Source organism: Flavobacterium sp. FG68 (assembly GCF_057808895.1).
In genome coordinates, this window is sequence record NZ_JBMDIY010000018.1 from 84684 (window position 1) to 104511 (window position 19828).

Sequence of the window (19828 nt, forward strand, 5' to 3'; positions counted from 1 at the left end):
AACTTTGCTAGTAAACCTCACGATATGTTTGATCGAATCTCGAAATTTACCAACAGCACTTCTTTTTTAAATGCATCAAAAGTTACTATTGCTTCGGTTGTACCTGTTGTAATTTTGAATTTTTTAGGGCATTTTGAAATAGGTTTTACGATTGCGCTTGGTGCTTTTTATACGTATCCAAGTGATATTCCGAGTTCATTAAGCCACAAAATCAAAGGTTTAATTGTTGCTTCTTTAATTGTTTCGGGTGTAAATTTATTAGTAAATCTTGCTTATCCCTTTCCTCTTTTATTTTATCCTTTTTTAGGATTTTTATTGTTTTTATGTTCGATGATTTCAGTTTACGGACAGCGTGCTACTTTGGTTTCGTTTTCTGCTTTATTGTCGATTTCTTTATCATTTGGGCATTTACATACGGGTTGGGAAGCTCTCCAATATTCCGGATTTATTTTTACGGGAGGAATTTTATATCTTATAGTTTCACTGGTTTTTCATTTTGTACAGCCTTATAAATATGTAGAATTACAAATTGCCGAGGGTATAAAACTGACTGCAAAGTATTTAAAATTAAGAGGTGATTTATGGAGCCCGGCTGCAGATCGTCAAAAAATTATAGAAAAACAATTAGCAATACAAGTTGACCTGAATTTGATTCATGAGGATTTACGTAAAATGCTTATTGGAAATCAAAATGCATCTGCAACTACAACGCAAAATCGAAAAATGCTTTTGGTGTTTATTACTTTGGTTGAAATTCAGGAATTGGCGCTTTACACGTCGTTTGATCACAGTAAACTTCATGAAAAATTTGCCAAACATCCTGAGGTGCTTCGTACGTATCAAAATGTTGCTTACAAACTGGCTTCTACTCTTAAAAAGCTTTCAAAAAACGTACATCATATTGCGGTTTATGTAGATAAAAATGATTTGAAAAATGAATTAGATGCGCTTGAATTTGCCATTTTTGATTACGAAAAAACTTTAGGTAAAGAAGAAGCTGCAGAAGGTGTCTTGATGCTGACCAATATGCTCAAGTATGCTAAAAATCAGGTTGGAAAAATTAAAATTATTCAGCGTGCTTTCTCGCTGGCGATGCAGTCTTACAAGTTGAAAGATAAGGACAAGGAATTAGAAAAATTCTTAACGCCGCAATATTATCCTATAAGAACCCTTATTGAAAATTTCAGTTATTCTTCGTCCATATTCAGGCATTCGCTTAGATTAACGATTACGATTTTAATTGGTTTTATAATTGGCAAATTTCTGCCGTTTCAAAACGTATACTGGATTTTATTGACGATTGTAGTAATCATGCGTCCCGGTTATGGTTTAACGAAAGAGCGTTCTTACAATAGAATCTTCGGAACTATTTTAGGCGGTCTTCTCGCGTTTGGAATTGTTTCTGTAATTCAAAATCATGTTGCTTTGAGTATTTTCTCGATTGTGTGTATGCTTTTGGGAATTTCGTTTACACAGATCAATTATAAAATCAGCGCGACATTTGTAACGATGTATGTGGTTTTTATTTACGGAATTTTAACGCCGAATGTAGTTGAAGTTATTCAGTTTAGAATATTAGATTCACTTGCGGGAGCAACTTTAGCTTTTATTGCCAATCAGTTTTTATGGCCGGCGTGGGAATTTATTAATACGCCAATTCATATTGAAAATTCGATACGTGCAAATCGAAATTATCTTAAAGAAATTGCTGATTTTTATAATAAAAAAGGCGAAATCCCAACGTCTTACAGATTATCAAGAAAGAATGCCTTTGTTGAAATAGGAAATTTAATGACTTCTTTTCAACGTATGATGCAGGAACCAAAATCGAAGCAGAAAACAATGCCGCTGGTTAATAAATTGGTGGTTTTAAATCATTCGCTTTTATCTGCTTTAGCGTCTTTATCGACTTATATTCAATCGCATCAAACAACATCGGCATCAGAATCTTTCAATTATATTATAAAAACTATTTTACAAAATCTGGAACATTCGATTTCTATTTTAAGAAATGAAACGATTATAACGGATACTTTTTTTGATAAAGAAGATGTGACGCTGCAATTTGAAGAACTCAAACGTAAAAATTTTACGCGCCTTGCAACAGACGATGAACTGGATAAAGAAACGCGTCAGGCTAAAATGCAGGAAGCTTCGATGGTTATCGAACAATTGATCTGGATGAGTAATCTTGCGGAGAAAATTTTAAAAATAACAAAGGAATTAAAAGCTGTAAACAACAATTAATAGAGTTTATACCAACAAAAAATGAGGCTGTTTCAAAAGTAGAGACAGCTCTTTTACTATAATTATTTTGTTTGTTTTTAGTGACTTTATTGATCACTTTTTGATATCTATTTATCATTCCGTAGGAATGTTTCGTAGGTAGAAAAAGATAAAAATCAGTCACATTTGCATTCCGTAGGAACGTTTGATAGGTCAGGTTAAAAAAACAATTCAAAAATCAAACGTTTCTAAGGAACGTAATGTATTAACAATATAATTTTCTACCAATGAAATGTTCCTACGGAACAAGGAAGTATGTAAAATAAAAAAAGAAGCTGTCTCAACTTTTGAGACAGCTTCTTTTTTATTTTAACCGAAGTTTTATTTAATTTTTAAAACTTCTGCTGTATGTTTTCTCATTTCTGCTAAAAGCTCTGGTTTATCATTCAGCGTTTTACCATAAGATGGAATCATTGTTTTCATTTTAGCTTCCCATTCCGGTGTTTTAATTTGGTTTGTAAAACATCTGCTGATTAAATCAACCATAATGGCAACTGCAGTTGATGCTCCCGGAGAAGCTCCTAATAATACTGCTAAAGTTCCGTCGTGTGTTGTAATAACTTCAGTTCCAAACTCCAAAACTCCACCGCCATTTTCACCTTTTTTAATTACCTGAACACGCTGACCTGCTTTTTCTAATTTCCAGTCTTTAGAGCGTGCACTTGGCAAATATTCACGTAGTGCTTTCATTCTGTCTTTTGGAGACTGACGAACCTGCTCTATTAAATATTTTGTTAGTGGAATATTATGAAATCCGGCAGAAAGCATCGGAATTAAATTGTTTGCTTTTATTGATAATGGTAAATCTAAATAAGATCCATTTTTAAGGAAACGTGTTGAGAATCCGGCAAATGGTCCAAAAAGAAGTGCTTTTTCGCCATCAATTACACGTGTATCAATATGCGGAACAGACATTGGAGGTGCACCTACGCTTGCTTTTCCGTACACTTTTGCCTGATGTTTTGCAATAACTTCCGGATTTGTACATTTTAACCATTGACCACTTACAGGGAAACCTCCGTAACCATTACCTTCAGGAACATCTGCTTTTTCTAATAATGGTAATGAACCGCCGCCCGCTCCAATAAATACGAATTGGGTATAAGCTTTTCTTTTTTGACCTGTAGATAAATCTGTGATTTTAATTCTCCAAGATTTATCCTCACGCTGTCTTAGTTTTTTAACCTCGTGATTAAAATATAAAGTTACCCCGTCTAATTTTTCAAGATAATTAAACATGCTTCTGGTTAAGGCTCCGAAGTTAACATCAGTACCAATTTCCATGTGGGTTGCCGCTAATTTTTCTCCTTCTTCTCTGCCTTCCATTACAAGAGGCATCCATTCTTTCAGTTGATTAAAATCTGTACTGAAAGTCATTTCAGCAAAAATAGGATTGCTTTGAAGTGCTTCGAATCTCTTTTTAAGATACTCAACATTTTTATCTCCCCATACAAAACTCATGTGAGGAACACTTTTAATAAAATTTTCTGGAGAAGGAACTTTATTTTCCTGTACTAAATACGACCAAAACTGGCGTGAAATTTCAAAAGATTCTGCTATGCTGATTGCTTTTTTGGGATCGATACTTCCATCTGCTTTTTCTGGAGTATAATTTAATTCGCAAAAGGCAGAGTGTCCGGTTCCTGCATTATTCCAGGCATCCGAGCTTTCAGCAGCTGCCACATCTAATCTTTCGTAAATTTCAATTTTTATATCGGGCTGCAGCTCTTTTAAAATTAATCCAAGAGTTGCACTCATAATTCCAGCTCCAATAAGCACTACTTCACTATTGGAACGTATTGTATTGTCAGGCATAACAGTAATTTGTTTTAAAATGCAAAGGTACTTTTTTCAATCGCAAAAAAAAACTAATTTTTACATGATAAAAGTTAGGAAATTATAAATTTTTCTAAAAATGGAAATTTAATCCCAAATAAACCTAAAAACGCTTAGACGAAAGATAATCCTGAAGCATAATAGTTGCCGAAATTTCATCAATAAGCCCTTTATTTTGGCGTTGTTTTTTACTAAGTCCGCTGTCGATCATGGTTTGAAATGCCATTTTTGAAGTAAAACGTTCATCACCACGAATGACTTTCATTTCTGGAAAAATATTTGAGAAATGGGTTACAAATCCATTAATAATAGATGCACTTTCTGATGGCTGACCGTTCATTTGTTTTGGTTCGCCAATTAAGACTGCTTCTACTTTTTCCTTAGCAAAATAATCTTTTAGAAAATCAACTAAAGTATGAGTAGGAATCGTAGTTAAACCTGATGCTATAATCTGCATTTCGTCTGTAACAGCAATTCCGGTGCGTTTTTGTCCGTAGTCTATGGAAAGGATTCTTGGCATTTTTTGAAATTTTTATAAAAGATAGAAAAATAAAATTTGTGTTTAATTCACGCAAATATTTCATTAATAAAAGACATTATTTTTCATATTTTGAAATCGTTTTTTCTAGTATTTCGTCCATTTCCTCAAATGTAACAAACTTCGCAGTCCCATTTTCTATCTTAGCAATTGTAACTTCTAATTTTCTTTTATTTTTATGAAATTCCTCATCTTCAATAATTACATTTATTTCATCAGACGAAAAAGTTCTTAAAAATTGAAATAATTTTTCTTTAGCTTCTGGTTTTACTTGCAATCTTATTACTTCCATAAATATTTAAATCATTTTACAAAGATAATTTAATATCAATTATAAAAAGACATTATGTTTCTTCAAAACCAAAAGGCCCGCCTTGAAAACTCAAAACGGACCCGAACCTAAATATTTAAAACTAAAAATTATTCTATTTTATCGATTAAACAATCTGCCGAAAAAACCTCTGTGCTCCTCTTCTTCTCCATCTTGTTCTTCTTCATAATGAGCAAACTTTGCCTGATTTTTTTCATGATCGTAAATTAACTCCTTAATATATTCGACATATGATTTCTTTTTTTCTTCTAAAAAACCAATCAAATATTTCTCGCTAAACTCTACTCCGCTTGCCGCTTCAATTTGAAGCAGCTTTTTATACAATGGCTCAATATGCATCGCAATTACTTCTTGCGGAACAGCTTGTCTTCTTCCAAAATAATTTACAATAACCCCATTTTCATCTCTTGCAATATCAAAATCTGTAATGACCCAATAATATCTTCCTGATTTTGCTAAATTTTTTACGATTGCATGAAAGTTTTTTCCGTTTTTAAGATTTTCCCAAAGCACTTTAAAAATAACTTTTGGCATATCGGGATGGCGAATAATATTATGCGGCTGTCCCATTAATTCATAATCTTCGTAACCACAAACATCAACAAAAACTTCATTGGCATATTCAATAATACCAAAGGCATTTGTTTTACTCATAATTACCTGCGTTTTATCCCACGTAACTTCTTTATCGATCACTGTTACTGGGGTTCGAAGTTGATTTTCCTGATTCATGTCTAGTAGATTTTTTATGTTTGGATTGGATTTTTAATGCTGATTTCTCAGAATTAATCCGGCAAAAGTAGCTGGAAGAAAAAGCAAAGAATCTGACATTTGTCATATTTTGATATAAAAAAAACTTTTAGTGGTATATTATTAAAACCGAAATTATATTAAGAAAACATAATTTATCAAATTAAAAACAAAAAGTTATATTTATAACACTTTCAACTCCGTTTACTTTTTTGCTTTTCCGTAAATACGTTATCTTTGCCAAAAATTTAAACTATGAATTCTTTACAGACTATAATTGAACAAGCTTGGGAAAACAGAGCTTTATTACAAGAACAAACTACAACTGACGCTATTAGAGAAGTTATCGAATTAGTTGATGCAGGAAAATTACGTGTTGCTGAACCAGTTGGTGACGCTTGGCAGGTAAACGAATGGGTTAAAAAGGCAGTTGTAATGTATTTCCCAATTCAAAAAATGGAAACATGGCAATCTGGTATTTTCGAATATCACGATAAAATGTTGCTAAAAAAAGGTTATGCTGAAAAAGGAATTCGTGTAGTACCAAATGCAGTGGCGCGTTACGGAGCTTATATTTCAAGCGGAGTAATTTTAATGCCAAGTTATGTAAATATTGGTGCTTATGTTGACGAAGGAACTATGGTTGACACTTGGGCAACTGTAGGTAGCTGTGCACAAATTGGTAAAAACGTTCACTTAAGCGGTGGTGTTGGTATTGGCGGTGTTTTAGAGCCATTGCAAGCTGCTCCGGTAATTATTGAAGACGGTGCTTTTATTGGTTCTCGTTGTATTGTGGTAGAAGGTGTTCACGTTGGTAAAGAAGCTGTTCTTGGTGCTAACGTTTGTTTGACTGCTTCAACAAAAATTATTGACGTTACAGGCGTTGAACCAGTTGAAATGAAAGGTTTTGTTCCTGCACGTTCTGTTGTAATTCCTGGAAGTTACACTAAAAAGTTTGCTGCCGGTGAATTTCAGGTTCCATGTGCTTTAATTATTGGTACTCGTAAACCATCTACAGATTTGAAAACTTCATTAAATAATGCACTTCGCGAATACGACGTTGCGGTATAATTTATAAAGAACAAATAAATTAAAAAATCCAAATTCCAATTGATTATGATTGGAATTTGGTTTTTTTTTGCTTCAATTTGTAACCAATTAAAAGATTCCCTTTTTAGATGAAGATACTTGTTATTCAACAAAAAATGATTGGAGACGTTTTAGTCAGCAGTATTATTTGCAATAATCTGCGTACGGCTTATCCAGATGCTCAAATAGATTATTTGGTTTATGCTTCGACAACTCCGGTTTTAGAAGGCAATTCAAGTATTGACAACATCATTTTATTTGAAGAAAAACATCGAAAAAGTAAAAAAGAATTATTGAAACTTGGTTTTCAAATTCGAAATGAAAAATACGATCTGGTTATTGATGCCTATTCAAAATTAGAAAGCTGGATATTAGTATTTTTAAGCAACGCCAAAAGAAAAATCTCTTATAAAAAACCCGGAAGAAATTTTCTTTATACCGATAATGTTCCTTTCGCCCCTTTTCCTAAAACCAATTTAGGTTTGGCTATTGAAAGAAGACTTTCATTAATAGAACCTTTAGATTTAAAAGTTGAAATAGATCCAATCCCGAAGTTATTTGTTTCTGAAAAAGAAAATCAGGAAGCTTTAGCAGTTTTTGAAAAACATAATGTTCGCAAAGACAGAAAAACAGTAATGATCAGTCTTTTAGGAAGCGAAAAATTAAAAACGTATCCGCTTGAATTCATGTCGAAAGTAGTGGATTATATTGCAGATAATGCTGATGTAAACATTCTTTTTAATTATTTCCCCAAGCAGATTGAAGATGCAAAAACGGTTTTTAACGCCTGTAAACCTTCGACTCAGGAAAAGATATATTTTGATTTATTAGGCGGCGACTTACGTTCGTTTATTGCGATTATGAATCAATGTGATTTGATTATAGGAAACGACGGCGGCGCCATAAATATGGCAAAAGCTTTGGAAAAACCTTCGTTCATCATTTTTTCTCCTTGGATTGAAAAGAAAATCTGGGCTACGTTTGAAGACGAAATCCACCATTTATCAGTGCATTTAAAAGATTATCGTTCTGATTTATTTGAACAGAAATCTGAAAAAATGCTTAAAAAAGAAGCTTTGTCTTTGTATCAGGAATTTAAACCTGAATTTTTTAAAGACAAAATTGAATCATTTCTAGAAAAAAATATTCGCTAAAAATGATTTCGTCTCCAAAACAACTTTTATCGGCTTTACTGATAACTTATAATGAAGAATCTAACATACGTGAGGTTCTTGATAATTTGGCTTTCGCCGATGAAATAATTGTCGTTGATTCTTTTAGTACCGACAAAACTTTCGAAATCGCGTCAACATACAAAAATGTAAAAATTGTACAGCGTACTTTTGATAATTTTGCGATTCAGCGAAACTATACAATAGATTTAGCTACAAATTCATGGATTCTTTTTATCGATGCCGACGAGCGAATAAGCCCGGAACTGCAGCAAGAAATTAGTGCAGAAATAAATCAGCCTAAAAGTGCTTCTGCTTATTTTTTCCGCAGAGATTTTATCTTCGAAAACAAGAAACTGTACTTTAGCGGCTGGCAAAATGATAAAATTATTCGCCTTTTTAGAAAAGAAGATGCACGTTATAATAACAATAAAATTGTGCACGAAAAACTAATTGTAAAAGGAGAAACTAAAAAATTAAAGCACAAACTAACACACCATTCTTATTCTGATTACGAAAATTATAAACAAAAAATGATTTTTTACGGGCAGTTAAAAGCGCAGGAAGAGTTAATAAAAAACACTAACCCTAACTTTTTTCATTTCTATATTAGACCTGTTTATCAGTTTTTAAACCAATATATATTAAGACTTGGATTTTTAGACGGAAGAAAGGGAATTATTATCTGTTACTTAAATGCTTTGAGTGTATCGGTTCGTTTTCAGGAACTTAAAAAAATTCAGAAACAAATTAAGATTTCTTCCAGAATTTAAGTTTCTTTTTCAATCTTTTCTTTCTTGCAAATTCTTCCTGAAAAGTAGAAGTTGCCTGCCACATTTTTTCAAAAATTTCTGTTTCTGATTTATCCGTATAGAATTTAGAATATTCATTACTCATTACAGCAATCATTTCTTTTTTAGGCGTTAAACGGCTAAAATTATTCATGCGCTGTTCGAAACTCATATTATCATGAAAATTCATTCGGTTTAAATCGACCAAAAAGAAACTATAGATATTGTTTTCGTTCTTTTTAATCAATGTATTTCCCGGCGAATGATCAAGAAACTCTACTCCTTTTTCATGAAGATCAAAAGTGAATTTTGTAAACTGTCTTAGAATATTATCATTATCAGGATATTCAGGAATTTCTACCAATTCTCTATAAGTCAACTCTGTAATTAAATGTTCGCTGGCATAGTAGCTGTCTTTTAAACCTACTAAATTAAAGTTTTCAAGAAATGCAATTGGCTCTGGAGTTCCAATTCCTTTTTCTAATAAAATTGTGGCATATTCAAACGAACGTCTGGCTTTTGACTTTCTAAAATATCGGTAAGCAATTTTGTTAACTATATTCGGAATTTTAAATGATTTGATATTGATTTTTTTTCCATCTAAATCAAACAATTTTATCTTATTACGATCTCCGTTTCCAAAAAGTTCGCCAGACGAGCCAAACGTTTTGATGGTGACCAAAATTGCTGGAGTATTATTTTCGAAAGAAGGATTTACTTTAAAATTCATCAGTAGTTTTTTATAAAGGGACAAAAATACGGATACGATTTAAGACTTCAAATTATTATTGTACTTTCGTAAAAAAAGAAAAATAATGTCCCAAAAAAGTATCTTTCTAGAAACGCATAATATCAACAACAGAGCATCAGGTTTAGGAACTTTTAATTATGAATTAATTAAAGGATTATCTACGTTAGATTTTGATAATTACGAATTAACGCTGAACAGTGCAAAGCCGGAACTTTTAAAAGACGAATTTAAGGATAAATTTAAATACCATAAATACAGCAGTCTTTCAAGACATCCGTTGTTTAGAATTCGAAAAAAATACGATTTATGGCATTCTGTAAATCAAAATATTAAAGTTGAGCCTTTTCATAAAATTAATTATCTCCTAACTGTTCACGATATTCATTTTGTAGAAGAAGTTTCAAACGATAAAAGTCCTAAATTAAAGAAGCTTTTTGCAGAAAAACTAGAAAGATCTACTGCGATTACTTATATCTCAGAATTTGCAAAGAAACATACACACGAACATTTTAATGTTCCAAATGTTCCTGAATATGTTATTTATAACGGAAACCCAATTTCAACACTTTTAGATACTTCTGCTTTTGTTTCAAATGTTCCTGTTGACAAGCCTTTCTTTTATTGCATTGGAGATTTTATTGAGAGAAAAAATTACAGTTCGATCATTAATATGATGAAATTCATAAAAGATTTTAATTTAATTATTTCAGGAAATAACGATAAAAAATACGGTGAAGAAATCAAAAAACTTATTTCTGATAATAATTTAGAAAATCAGGTTTTTTTAACTGGAAAAGTATCTGATGAAGGGAAACAGTTTTATATGAAAAACTGTACCGCATTTCTTTTTCCATCAATTCGCGAAGGTTTTGGACTTCCGCCAATTGAAGCGATGAGTTTTGGTAAACCGGTATTTTTATCTGATAAAACTTCGCTGCCTGAAATTGGAGGTGATGTTTCTAATTATTGGAACAATTTTGATCCTGAATATATGAAAGAGATTCTTTTTAGCGGATTAACGAATTTTGACAATAATAAAACCGAAATCGAAAATCAGCTTAAAAAAAGAGCTGCAAGTTTCGATTGGAAAGTTGCAGCTGCTGAATATTTTAATGTTTATAAAGAGATCGTAAAATAAATTCTATTTATTTAAATGTTTAAACCACTGCCCGACGTTTTTTTTCCAAATGAAAAAATCTGATGGCAGAACTTTAAAAAAGTCCAGATTATTTTTGATTTCATTAAAGGTTGAACCTTTCACAAATGCCAGTTTTTTCCATTTTTCCGGTTCCATGTAAAAGAAGTTTCGCATGCTTTTATAGTTGCACTCGTTTACGGTTTCCCATTTATTCAGGAATTCTTCTTTATTGATATCCGTATCATGTCCCCAATTGTTAAATTTCATTTCCAGTTCTTCTTTTGTTCTGGATATGCATTCGTGTAAAATTGGGCCTTTAAAATAAATGATTCTTTTACGGGTTTGTCTTCCTATTTTATAACTAGGATAGTTTGTAGCCACCATGATTTTAGTCGGCTTTTTAACATACAAAACTCCTTTATCTAATCTTTTATAAAGGTTTATAAGGCATGGAGAAATCTGAACCTGATTTTTTTCGGGATTATCCAGAAAATGATTTTTTGACTTTAAAAATTTTACAAATCCTTTAAAATCTAAAAAATATTCATCTGCATCTAATTGAATGAGCCAGTTTCCTATACCCATTTTATCGGCAAGAATTTTTCGTTCCAAAACTTCACACTGCATGCTGGTCAGTTCCGGATGATAAAAATTATCTTCTAGTATTTCTATTTTAGAATCGACATCAATCGTCCTCAACCATTGAAAAAAATCGTCTTCTATAACAAAAGATTCTCCTTTCCAGGTCTTTCTTTCCTTATCAATTGCTAAAAAAATTGAGTCAGATTCTTTATATACTTGTGGAATAGCAATTTTAAGCAATTCATAATCATACGACACTAAAAATCCGACCTGAATTTTTTTCATTTAATTAAATTTGTTAGGGGCAAAGATAAAAACATTCCGAAATTATCTACGAAATTTGCTTTCGAATTTTTAAGATAATTTTAACTTAAACATTATCTTTGCCTTATAAAACAAAAACCATGCAAATTCTTCAATTTCCTGAAATTTCTGTGATAATTCCTGTGTTTAATGCAGCTTCATTTTTGCACGAAAGCATTGAAAGTATCTTAAGTCAAACATTCTCAGATTTTGAACTTATCATATTAAACGATAAATCTACTGATGAAAGTTTAGAAATAATTAAAAAATTTCAAGCTAAAGATAATCGAATAATTATTATAGACAAAGAACAGAATGTTGGACCTGCAAACCTTAGGAATGAAGGTATTAACGCTGCAAAAGGCACTTATATTGCATTGATGGATGCTGATGATATTGCTTTGCCAACCCGTTTTGAAAAACAAATTGAAGTATTAAAAAAGAATCCTGAAATTGGAGTCTGCGGAACATGGTTTACTTTTTTTGGATCAAAAAAAGATAAAATCATAAAGCATAACACAAATCCAGATGCTATCAAAGTATCTTTTTTACACAGTTGTAACATTGGGAATCCAACTGTAATGTTTAAGAAAGAAGTTTTAGGTGATTTAAAATTCGATAACGACTATGTTCCCGTTGAGGATTACGATTTATGGAGCAGATTATTGGCTAAAACTAACTTTTATAATATTCCTGAATCTCTATTAAATTACAGACAGCACAATAATAACATCAGTAAAACAAAAATTGATAATGTAAACCGATCTGTAAAAAGAGTTAAAGTAAATCAATTGGCGGCGCTTGAAATTAATCCTGCCGATCCAAAAATTGATTTTTACCTAAATGCTGTTTCGTTCAAAAAGGGGCTTTCTCCAGAAGAAATTATCGAAACTATAAATGCTTCAAAATTCCTGCTTTTGCAAAATGAAAAGTTGGGATATTTTAATCATGAGATTTTTCAAAAACATATCACTAAAAATTTAATCCGCATTGTTCGAAATGCAGGTTCTTATAAACTTTCATTTTATAAACATTTGAAAAATAACGAAGGTTCATTATTCCAAAAAATAAACTTCGTTGATAAAGTGATTCTCTATTTTAAATCCTTAACCGGGAAGTAATAATTAAATATTTGTTTTAATATAACGCCACAGATATTTCATTTTTAATGACAGATTAGCTTTGTCTAAAAATTCATTTATAGCTTTCTCAGGTTCTTCAATAGTTTTATACTGATCCGTTTTGCGCAATTTTAAAGCTTCAAACGCTGAGGCTTTCAATAAAGTTGCCATAACTTTTTTCATGTTATTAGTTCTGGCCTGCGGAATGTTTTCAAGTATTTCTTTTATATTTAAATAAGAAGAATAACGCTGGAAAAAAGGTGTTTTTAAGGAATAAACCCCGCCTGAATGCCATCTGTACACTGCGCCTTGAAAATTTAGAAACGCTCCTTTTCCATTGCAAAGTGCTAATGCATAAAGTGTATTATCTTTTCCGCACTTGAATTTTTTATAATCTAAAGGATCAACGGCTTCTTTTCTAAAAAGACTTGTTAAGGTATAAGTACAATAAGGCTGAAAGAGTGTATTAAAATCAATCGTATAAACAGCAGGTAACGTACTGCTGAAATCATTAGTAATTAATTCTGTTTCTTTTTTGGTAAGGAAATCTGTCCATGTAATTGCATAATCAGGATTGCTTTCTAAAAAGTCTACTTGCTTTTGCAATTTTAATTCATCGATCCAATAATCATCTCCTTCGCATAAGGCGATGTATTTTCCCTGCGCCATGGGAAAAGTAATATCACTCCAAAAATTAATCTTTTGAGAATATTGATTTTCTTTCTGTAAAACGGTTTTAATAATTAAGGGATATTTTTGGGCAAATTCAGTAATAATACTGGCTGTATTATCTGTTGAAGCATCATCATGTACAATGATCTCAAATGGAAATGTCGTTTTCTGACTTAAAAAACCTTCTAAAGTTTCTGTAATAAATTTTTCATGATTAAAAGTATCGCATAAAATACTAACGATGGGTTTTTGTATATCGCCAGTCCAATTTAAAATAATGCTGTTTTGATCTCTCATGAAATAGTATTTCGGTTTTTTATTTTTTTTATTGTATTCTAAAAGTCTAGCTTCTTTGCCGGAATACCAAAAACGGTAGTATTCTCTTTTACATTTTTGATTACAAGACTGCAGGCACCAACTGTAGCGCCTTTGCGAACAGTTACACGCGGAAGCACAGTTGCACGGGTATTAAGGGTCGTTTCTTCTTCCAAAACAACAAAACCTCCCGTAAAAGAATAAGAACTTAAATGCGCCCATTTACGAATTTTAGTATCATGTCCCAGACCAACATATCCTTGTATAGTTACAAAATCTTCGATAATACAGTCATTGCTGATATTTGCATACATGAAAACCAGTAAACCAGTTCCCACAACAGCATTTGTATTTAATTTTGTAGAGGGATGAATTAAGTTAATAAACCTGCCTCCTTTTGCTATAATCAGTTCGGCGTAATGTTTTTTCCATGCAACAGTTCCTAATGCGCAGACAAAAACATCATCTTCTTCAATTTTATAATCTTCTACAGAAGAAATAATCGAAGGATAATTTTCAAAACCATCAAGCGCATCAGCCTTATCGTCAAGGAAACCTTTTATTACATATTCGAGATTATAACCAGAACATTGTGTCGCAAGGTCATAAACTTCACGTCCAAATCCTCTTGCGCCTACTATTACTAAATTTTTCATTATTCTATAATTAAGTTACAGGCAGCCCAGGAATATCCTACTCCAAAACCAGCTAATATTAAATTTTTAATAGTAGTTAGTTTTTCTTGTTTTTGAGCTTCGTATAAAGCGATTGGAATGGTTGATGAAACTGTATTACCACAATGTTCCATTGCAATAAAAAACTTTTCTTCAGGGATTTTTATTTTTTTTCTTAAGTGATTCAGCATGTATTTATTTGCCTGATGAAAGATAAACAAGTCGATATCATCTTTAGATAAGTTTGATTTGTCTAAAATAGCTTCTGTAAGTTTCGGAACAAATTCACCTGTAAAATTGAAAATTTCAGTTCCGTTCATGAACAAATTTTTATCGTTTCTCACGTTTCCAAATTCATCCTGAATATCTTCATTTTCATTTGAAACCGGAAAACGCATTCCGCCTTGTTTTACAATTAGGTTTTCTGCCCCTTTTCCATCGGTGCCAAAAATAAAATTACCTACTGAACAAAAACCTTTGTCGCTTGTAATTAAAGTTGCCGCGGCGGCATCTCCAAATATAGTTTTATTGCTTTTATCTTTTGGATGAATAAATTTTGAATAAGTTTCTGAAGTAATCAACAGAACATTTTTTGCCATTTCACCAGCAATTAAACCTTTTGCTAAACTTAATCCATAAACAAAACCAGAACATCCTAAATTAAAATCTAAAGCTCCAACTGAAGTATTTAATCCTAATTTATCCTGAATAATACAAGCGGTTGTAGGTAAAAAATAGTCAGGACTTTGCGTACAAAACAACAAATAATCAATAGTAGATCGATCAATATTATGTTCTGCAAATAATTTTTCTGCGGCTTTAACAGCCATGTCTGATGAAAATTCATCACCAGCACTTATATGTCGGGAATTGATTCCCGTTTTTGAACTTATCTTTTCAATATCCCATTCTGGAAATACCTGATTAATTAAATCGTTAGATAAAATTTCTTCAGGTAAATAATATGATATGGCTTTAATATTTGCTTTCATCTTCAAATTATATGGTTGAAGTCCTTCCGCCGTCTAATACTAAATTTTGTCCGGTAATCCAGCTGCTTGCGTCAGATAACAAAAACACAATTGGGTTGGCAACCTGAACGGGATCTCCATATCCTAAAGGATATTTTTTTTCATCCTGCTGAATTACTTCTAAAGATAAATCTTCAATAGATTTTGAAGTAATTTCTGTTTTTACCATTCCTGGTGAAACACAATTTACACGAGTTTTACTTGATGCAAATTCGTTTGCCCAAACTTTAGAAATCGCAATTAATGCGCCTTTGCTTGCTGCATAAATTCCGTTTCCTTTCATACCGAATAAACCGGCAATTGAAGAAACCAAAACAATGGAACTTCCTTTATTAATTTTCTTCTTTTTAAAAATCAAATTAACCAAGTAAGCAATCGAATCAAAATTGATGCTTCGCATTTCATTCATTAATTCTTCTGAATAAAATTTAACAGGCGCCAAAGACACGATTCCTGCCGAATGCACAATTCCGTCAACATTTTCGATTGTATCAACAATAGATTTAATATCTTCCATTTGAGATAAATCTGCCGCTATGAAACTATTTTCACTTCCGCATTCTTCTATTAATTTTTCCAAAAAATCTTTACGTCTTGCAATTGCTATAAAACTTCCGCCCTGCCTTGCAATTGCTAAACAAGTTTCATAACCAATTCCCGAAGATGCTCCGGTTACTAAAATTTTTTTTCCTGATAAATCAAATGGATTCATTGTATTTGCTTTTGTTCTTTTGTTTATTAAAATATTCGTAAAACTTTAAAATTCTAAATTCTTCATCGCCAAATATTGGCGAATGGTCTTTAAAGTTTTTTAAGTTAGACTGAATATTTTCTACAATTTTTTTATCCTCATTTAAAACTAAATCCAAAGAATCGTTTGAACTTGTATTTATAAAATCAATAATATTTTGTTCTGATTCGCTTAGTTCTTTTTCAAATTTTGGAGCAAAATAGCGTACTCTTAAATTTGTTTTTGAAGAAGATTCCGGAAGCATAAATCCTAAATAAAATCCTTTTCCTTCAACTGAACTTACAAATGCATTTGGATAAAGATAAAAATGCAGATATCCCTGCGTTTTAAAAGTTCTTCCTGCCAAAGATTTTTCGATAATCTTATTTGGTTTTACATCTTCGCCTTTTGGAAATTCGCACCAGCTGTGTGCATCAAAAAAATCAAATTTCTCTGGCGGAACAGATCCGAATCCCATTTTTGCAAATGAATTTTCATGAACTGACGTACAATGATAGCATTCCAGAACATTTTCTATCAAAAGTTTCCAGTTTACTTTATGCTCAATTGTATAATCGATTGTTTTTGAACCAAAATGCTGGCTTATTTCTTCAAGTGGTGTAAAAATATTGCCTAAATACTGCTCTAAAGTTTTGTCGAACTTATCGTTTAATTTTAAAAAGATAAAATCGCCGCAAAAGGCAACTTCATATTCTTTAAGTCTTAACTCGTTTATATGGTCTCTTTCAAAAGAATTTCGGCACATTAAACCCACAACGTTTCCTTTTTTTCCGTAAGTCCAATTATGATACAAACAAGATGAAACCCTGTTTCCAAAAGGTTCTTCGTGTATCGTATTAAATCTGTGAAGACAAACGTTTTGAAAAGACTTTATGGTGCCATTAAAATTTTGAATAAAAATTTTATCGCCGTAGTATTCAAAAGTTACAAAATCGTTGTTGTTTAATAGTTCATTTTTGTGAGCTGCTAAAATCCAGGATTCATTAAAAAACAAGGATTTTTCTTTTAAATAAACTTCATCGTCTATATAATCCAGATTCTTTATCATATTTCTATTAAATCAGAAATCACAACATTATCCAGCTTAATTTTTGCTGTTCCCCAAGATAAACCAACTCCAAATCCGCAAACTATTAAATCTTTAGAAGCGTTTGTTAAACTCTCTTTTAATTCGGCAGTAATAGTTAAAGGAATTGTGGCAGAAGAGGTATTTCCAAATTCTTTTAAGGAATAAGGAACTTTTTCAACCGGCAGTTTTAATTTTTTGACAATCATTTTATTCATCATCAAGTTGGCCTGATGAAATACAAAATGATCTATTTTATCAATATCAATCTCAAATTTTTCAACAAGTTTTTTTACGGTTTTAGGAGCTTGTGAAATTCCAAAACCAAAGACATCCATTCCGTCAAGAACCAAATTGCAGGCATTACGGCTGATTCCTTCTTCAATATCTTTTACAATAAGAGAATCTTCATTTATTCTGTTTCTTGATCCTCCGTCAGGAACAATTATGGCTTTATATCCAGAACCATCTGTACCTAAATCAAAAAGTAAATTTTCTGCTTTTTCATCAAATTCAAATGCAGTGGCACTTCCTCCATCACCAAAAAGCGGAACCGTACTTTTATCATTTTTAGATAACAGTTTACTGCTTGTATCTCCGGCTAAAAGCAAACCTTTTTTTAAACCGGTCGCTTTCATCATTCCGGCAATAATAGACATTCCGTACACATAACCAGAACATCCCAGCGGAACATCAAAAGCAATACAATTAGTAGACAAACCTAATCTGTCCTGAAGTATAGCGGCAGAAACTGGTAAAATATAATCGGCAGTCTGAGAAACAAAAACCAGGATTTCAATTTCATCTTTCTGCCAATTTAAATCTTTAATAAGCTTTTCGGCGGCTTCGCAGCATAAATCAGATGTGCAAATTTCTTTTGTAGCAATACGTCGTTCTTCAACTCCGGTTGCTTCAATAAATTTTTGAATTTCTTCTGATGTTAATATATCTAAATCGACATTCAGTTCCTTATTTTTAGGAACACAGCAGGAAATACCTTTTATTGCAATATCATTTACTGAAAAAGCTGCCATTTAATTATGCTTTATTTTTAATTATTTCGAAGATGTCATTTAATGAATTTGAAGATTTAATTTCATCTCCTGTTAATTTTACATCGTATTCTTCATCTGCCATTGCAATTAATGATAACGCTGTTAATGAATTCCACTCATCTAAATCTCTAAAAACAGTTTCCTGTGTGATTAAAGCTGCATCTGTATCATCTAAAATATCTGCAAAATTTTTCAAAAAAGCGTTGATTTCCATAGTAATATTAAATTTATTTTGTGTTCATTTTTTACATTAATCATACCAAATATCAAAAACACATCCTTATTAATTGGATTAAAAACTTTAACTTCCTGTTTACCAATCAGGTTAACCAAAAGTTTTACTTCTTAAAATGTTATAATATTCAGTTATGTCAAAAATTAAGGTTTCTTTTCCTAATTTTACCCCGCAAATATAACAATAGTTTATCCGTAATGATAAATTAAACTCATTAAATCCATAATTAAATGATTCCTGTAACCAAAACTTTTTTGCCCCCGCAAGAAGAATATAATTCTTATGTAAAACGTGCATGGGATAAAGTTTGGCTAACAAATAGAGGCGAACTTACTTTAGAATTAGAAGATAAGCTTAAAAATCTTCTTGACGTTTCTAATTTGATAATTACTAATAACGGTACAATTCCTATTCAAATTGCCTTAAAACTTTTTGGAGAAGGCGGTGAAATCATTACAACACCATTTTCATATGTTGCCACATCTGCGGCAATTGTATGGGAAAACTGTAAGCCTGTATTTGTAGATATCAATCCGGATTATTTAACAATTGACGAAACCAAAATTGAAGCTGCAATAACACCCAAAACAACTGCAATATTAGCAACTCATGTTTTTGGAAATCCTTGTGATGTTGTTACTATCGAAAATATTGCAAAAAAACACAATCTAAAAGTTATTTATGATGCTGCACATTGTTTTGGAGTTAAATTCGACAATCAGTCTGTATTTAATTTTGGCGATGTAAGCACTTGTAGTTTTCATGCTACTAAATTATTTCATACTGGAGAAGGCGGCGCTATGTTTTGCAACGATGCTGCTATTTTTCATCAGCTTTATTACAGTCATAATTTTGGACACAATGGTCCTTTGGCTTTTCATGGTTTGGGGATAAATGCTAAAATTTCTGAGTTACAGTCAGCATTGGGTCTGGCGGTACTTCCTTATATGGATCATATTATTTCTGAAAGAAAAAAAGTAGTTGATTTTTATAATAACAATTTAAATTTCAATACTGTAAAAACTTTAAAAATAAGAGAAAATACAGAATGGAATTATAGTTATTATCCTGTAATTTTAGATTCTGAAGAAACTTTATTAAAAGTTTTGGAAGCTTTAGCAAAAGACAATATAATTCCCCGCCGTTATTTTTATCCTTCTTTGAATACTATAGAATATACAAAAGGAGAAAAAATGCCTGTTTCTGAATCTATCGCATCAAGAATTTTATGTTTACCACTTTATGTGGGAATTTCTGAAGCAGATTTAAAAAATATAACTCAAATTATAAATACACAAACATTGTAATACAGAGCATTATTCTGTTATTATTAAAATATTT

The 19828-nt window shown here is 31.6% G+C and carries 20 protein-coding genes; 7 read left to right on the top strand and 13 right to left on the bottom strand.

What is annotated here, in order from left to right:
- The first annotated feature begins 24 nt into the window (after positions 1–24).
- Positions 25–2247 (top strand): FUSC family protein, encoded by a 2223-nt coding sequence (locus ACODSB_RS13140; RefSeq protein ID WP_488937380.1) that lies wholly within the window; start codon positions 25–27, stop codon positions 2245–2247.
- Between the two features lie 360 nt (positions 2248–2607).
- Here ACODSB_RS13140 and ACODSB_RS13145 read toward each other — a convergent pair whose 3' ends face one another.
- The 4 genes from ACODSB_RS13145 to ACODSB_RS13160 all read right to left on the bottom strand — a co-directional run bounded on the left by ACODSB_RS13145 (position 2608) and on the right by ACODSB_RS13160 (position 5723).
- Complete coding sequence (locus ACODSB_RS13145) at positions 2608–4101, bottom strand: malate:quinone oxidoreductase (RefSeq protein ID WP_256634123.1); 1494 nt, start codon at positions 4099–4101, stop codon at positions 2608–2610.
- 124 nt (positions 4102–4225) lie between these two features.
- Positions 4226–4642: a Holliday junction resolvase RuvX gene (gene ruvX, locus ACODSB_RS13150; protein WP_488937381.1), complete on the bottom strand. Its 417-nt coding sequence runs from the start codon at positions 4640–4642 to the stop codon at positions 4226–4228.
- A 76-nt stretch (positions 4643–4718) separates the two neighbouring features.
- Complete coding sequence (locus ACODSB_RS13155; protein ID WP_488937382.1) at positions 4719–4952, bottom strand: hypothetical protein; 234 nt, start codon at positions 4950–4952, stop codon at positions 4719–4721.
- A 138-nt stretch (positions 4953–5090) separates the two neighbouring features.
- Positions 5091–5723 (bottom strand): PAS domain-containing protein, encoded by a 633-nt coding sequence (locus tag ACODSB_RS13160; protein WP_291153069.1) that lies wholly within the window; start codon positions 5721–5723, stop codon positions 5091–5093.
- A 273-nt stretch (positions 5724–5996) separates the two neighbouring features.
- Here ACODSB_RS13160 and ACODSB_RS13165 point away from each other — a divergent pair, with 273 nt between their 5' ends.
- From ACODSB_RS13165 to ACODSB_RS13175, 3 genes are all read left to right on the top strand, one after another.
- Positions 5997–6812 (top strand): 2,3,4,5-tetrahydropyridine-2,6-dicarboxylate N-succinyltransferase, encoded by an 816-nt coding sequence (locus ACODSB_RS13165; protein WP_488937383.1) that lies wholly within the window; start codon positions 5997–5999, stop codon positions 6810–6812.
- 107 nt (positions 6813–6919) lie between these two features.
- Positions 6920–7984 carry a glycosyltransferase family 9 protein gene (locus ACODSB_RS13170; protein WP_488937384.1) on the top strand — a complete coding sequence of 355 codons (1065 nt, stop codon included), beginning with the start codon at positions 6920–6922 and terminating at the stop codon, positions 7982–7984.
- Positions 7985–7986: 2 nt separating this feature from the next.
- Positions 7987–8775, top strand: coding sequence for a glycosyltransferase family 2 protein (locus ACODSB_RS13175; protein WP_488937385.1), 789 nt, complete (start codon positions 7987–7989; stop codon positions 8773–8775).
- On the opposite strand, the gene ACODSB_RS13180 is transcribed toward ACODSB_RS13175, so the two are convergent.
- Positions 8753–9523, bottom strand: a complete 771-nt coding sequence (locus ACODSB_RS13180; protein ID WP_488937386.1) for a Kdo domain containing protein — start codon at positions 9521–9523, stop codon at positions 8753–8755. The genes ACODSB_RS13175 and ACODSB_RS13180 overlap by 23 nt on opposite strands.
- A gap of 85 nt (positions 9524–9608) precedes the next feature.
- Here ACODSB_RS13180 and ACODSB_RS13185 point away from each other — a divergent pair, with 85 nt between their 5' ends.
- Complete coding sequence (locus ACODSB_RS13185; RefSeq protein WP_488937387.1) at positions 9609–10682, top strand: glycosyltransferase family 4 protein; 1074 nt, start codon at positions 9609–9611, stop codon at positions 10680–10682.
- 3 nt (positions 10683–10685) lie between these two features.
- On the opposite strand, the gene ACODSB_RS13190 is transcribed toward ACODSB_RS13185, so the two are convergent.
- Positions 10686–11549, bottom strand: coding sequence for a hypothetical protein (locus ACODSB_RS13190; RefSeq protein WP_180861246.1), 864 nt, complete (start codon positions 11547–11549; stop codon positions 10686–10688).
- A 119-nt stretch (positions 11550–11668) separates the two neighbouring features.
- Here ACODSB_RS13190 and ACODSB_RS13195 point away from each other — a divergent pair, with 119 nt between their 5' ends.
- A complete protein-coding gene (locus ACODSB_RS13195; RefSeq protein ID WP_488937388.1) occupies positions 11669–12688 on the top strand; it encodes a glycosyltransferase family 2 protein in 1020 nt (339 codons plus the stop codon).
- 3 nt (positions 12689–12691) lie between these two features.
- Here the strand turns inward: ACODSB_RS13195 and ACODSB_RS13200 are convergent, their stop codons facing one another.
- The 7 genes from ACODSB_RS13200 to ACODSB_RS13230 are packed head-to-tail and all read right to left on the bottom strand — an operon-like array spanning position 12692 to position 18466.
- Positions 12692–13657 (bottom strand): glycosyltransferase, encoded by a 966-nt coding sequence (locus tag ACODSB_RS13200; RefSeq protein ID WP_488937389.1) that lies wholly within the window; start codon positions 13655–13657, stop codon positions 12692–12694.
- Between the two features lie 38 nt (positions 13658–13695).
- Positions 13696–14331, bottom strand: a complete 636-nt coding sequence (locus ACODSB_RS13205; protein ID WP_488937390.1) for an acetyltransferase — start codon at positions 14329–14331, stop codon at positions 13696–13698.
- On the bottom strand, positions 14331–15341 hold the full coding sequence (locus tag ACODSB_RS13210) for a 3-oxoacyl-ACP synthase III family protein (RefSeq protein WP_488937391.1): 1011 nt from the start codon (positions 15339–15341) through the stop codon (positions 14331–14333). Before ACODSB_RS13210 ends, ACODSB_RS13205 begins: the two co-directional genes overlap by 1 nt.
- A 7-nt stretch (positions 15342–15348) precedes the next feature.
- Complete coding sequence (locus tag ACODSB_RS13215; protein ID WP_488937392.1) at positions 15349–16092, bottom strand: SDR family NAD(P)-dependent oxidoreductase; 744 nt, start codon at positions 16090–16092, stop codon at positions 15349–15351.
- On the bottom strand, positions 16079–17179 hold the full coding sequence (locus ACODSB_RS13220; RefSeq protein ID WP_053473632.1) for an aromatic ring-hydroxylating oxygenase subunit alpha: 1101 nt from the start codon (positions 17177–17179) through the stop codon (positions 16079–16081). The genes ACODSB_RS13215 and ACODSB_RS13220 overlap by 14 nt, the downstream gene beginning before the upstream one ends.
- Positions 17176–18231, bottom strand: a complete 1056-nt coding sequence (locus tag ACODSB_RS13225) for a 3-oxoacyl-ACP synthase III family protein (protein WP_488937393.1) — start codon at positions 18229–18231, stop codon at positions 17176–17178. Before ACODSB_RS13225 ends, ACODSB_RS13220 begins: the two co-directional genes overlap by 4 nt.
- Before the next feature lie 4 nt (positions 18232–18235).
- Positions 18236–18466 carry a phosphopantetheine-binding protein gene (locus ACODSB_RS13230; RefSeq protein ID WP_053473634.1) on the bottom strand — a complete coding sequence of 77 codons (231 nt, stop codon included), beginning with the start codon at positions 18464–18466 and terminating at the stop codon, positions 18236–18238.
- A 251-nt stretch (positions 18467–18717) separates the two neighbouring features.
- On the opposite strand from ACODSB_RS13230, the gene ACODSB_RS13235 reads away from it, so the two are divergent.
- The gene (locus ACODSB_RS13235; protein WP_488937394.1) at positions 18718–19794 is read left to right on the top strand and encodes a DegT/DnrJ/EryC1/StrS family aminotransferase; all 1077 of its coding nucleotides are present in this window, start codon (positions 18718–18720) and stop codon (positions 19792–19794) included.
- The last annotated feature ends 34 nt before the right edge of the window (positions 19795–19828 follow it).

Bases quoted from the DNA above. Each gene is read 5' to 3' on its own strand.
- ACODSB_RS13140 (WP_488937380.1), top strand. From the start codon at position 25: ATGTTTGATCGAATCTCGAAATTTACCAACAGCACTTCTTTTTTAAAT.
- ACODSB_RS13145 (WP_256634123.1), bottom strand. From the start codon at position 4,101: ATGCCTGACAATACAATACGTTCCAATAGTGAAGTAGTGCTTATTGGA.
- ruvX (WP_488937381.1), bottom strand. From the start codon at position 4,642: ATGCCAAGAATCCTTTCCATAGACTACGGACAAAAACGCACCGGAATT.
- ACODSB_RS13155 (WP_488937382.1), bottom strand. From the start codon at position 4,952: ATGGAAGTAATAAGATTGCAAGTAAAACCAGAAGCTAAAGAAAAATTA.
- ACODSB_RS13160 (WP_291153069.1), bottom strand. From the start codon at position 5,723: ATGAATCAGGAAAATCAACTTCGAACCCCAGTAACAGTGATCGATAAA.
- ACODSB_RS13165 (WP_488937383.1), top strand. From the start codon at position 5,997: ATGAATTCTTTACAGACTATAATTGAACAAGCTTGGGAAAACAGAGCT.
- ACODSB_RS13170 (WP_488937384.1), top strand. From the start codon at position 6,920: ATGAAGATACTTGTTATTCAACAAAAAATGATTGGAGACGTTTTAGTC.
- ACODSB_RS13175 (WP_488937385.1), top strand. From the start codon at position 7,987: ATGATTTCGTCTCCAAAACAACTTTTATCGGCTTTACTGATAACTTAT.
- ACODSB_RS13180 (WP_488937386.1), bottom strand. From the start codon at position 9,523: ATGAATTTTAAAGTAAATCCTTCTTTCGAAAATAATACTCCAGCAATT.
- ACODSB_RS13185 (WP_488937387.1), top strand. From the start codon at position 9,609: ATGTCCCAAAAAAGTATCTTTCTAGAAACGCATAATATCAACAACAGA.
- ACODSB_RS13190 (WP_180861246.1), bottom strand. From the start codon at position 11,549: ATGAAAAAAATTCAGGTCGGATTTTTAGTGTCGTATGATTATGAATTG.
- ACODSB_RS13195 (WP_488937388.1), top strand. From the start codon at position 11,669: ATGCAAATTCTTCAATTTCCTGAAATTTCTGTGATAATTCCTGTGTTT.
- ACODSB_RS13200 (WP_488937389.1), bottom strand. From the start codon at position 13,657: ATGAGAGATCAAAACAGCATTATTTTAAATTGGACTGGCGATATACAA.
- ACODSB_RS13205 (WP_488937390.1), bottom strand. From the start codon at position 14,331: ATGAAAAATTTAGTAATAGTAGGCGCAAGAGGATTTGGACGTGAAGTT.
- ACODSB_RS13210 (WP_488937391.1), bottom strand. From the start codon at position 15,341: ATGAAAGCAAATATTAAAGCCATATCATATTATTTACCTGAAGAAATT.
- ACODSB_RS13215 (WP_488937392.1), bottom strand. From the start codon at position 16,092: ATGAATCCATTTGATTTATCAGGAAAAAAAATTTTAGTAACCGGAGCA.
- ACODSB_RS13220 (WP_053473632.1), bottom strand. From the start codon at position 17,179: ATGATAAAGAATCTGGATTATATAGACGATGAAGTTTATTTAAAAGAA.
- ACODSB_RS13225 (WP_488937393.1), bottom strand. From the start codon at position 18,231: ATGGCAGCTTTTTCAGTAAATGATATTGCAATAAAAGGTATTTCCTGC.
- ACODSB_RS13230 (WP_053473634.1), bottom strand. From the start codon at position 18,466: ATGGAAATCAACGCTTTTTTGAAAAATTTTGCAGATATTTTAGATGAT.
- ACODSB_RS13235 (WP_488937394.1), top strand. From the start codon at position 18,718: ATGATTCCTGTAACCAAAACTTTTTTGCCCCCGCAAGAAGAATATAAT.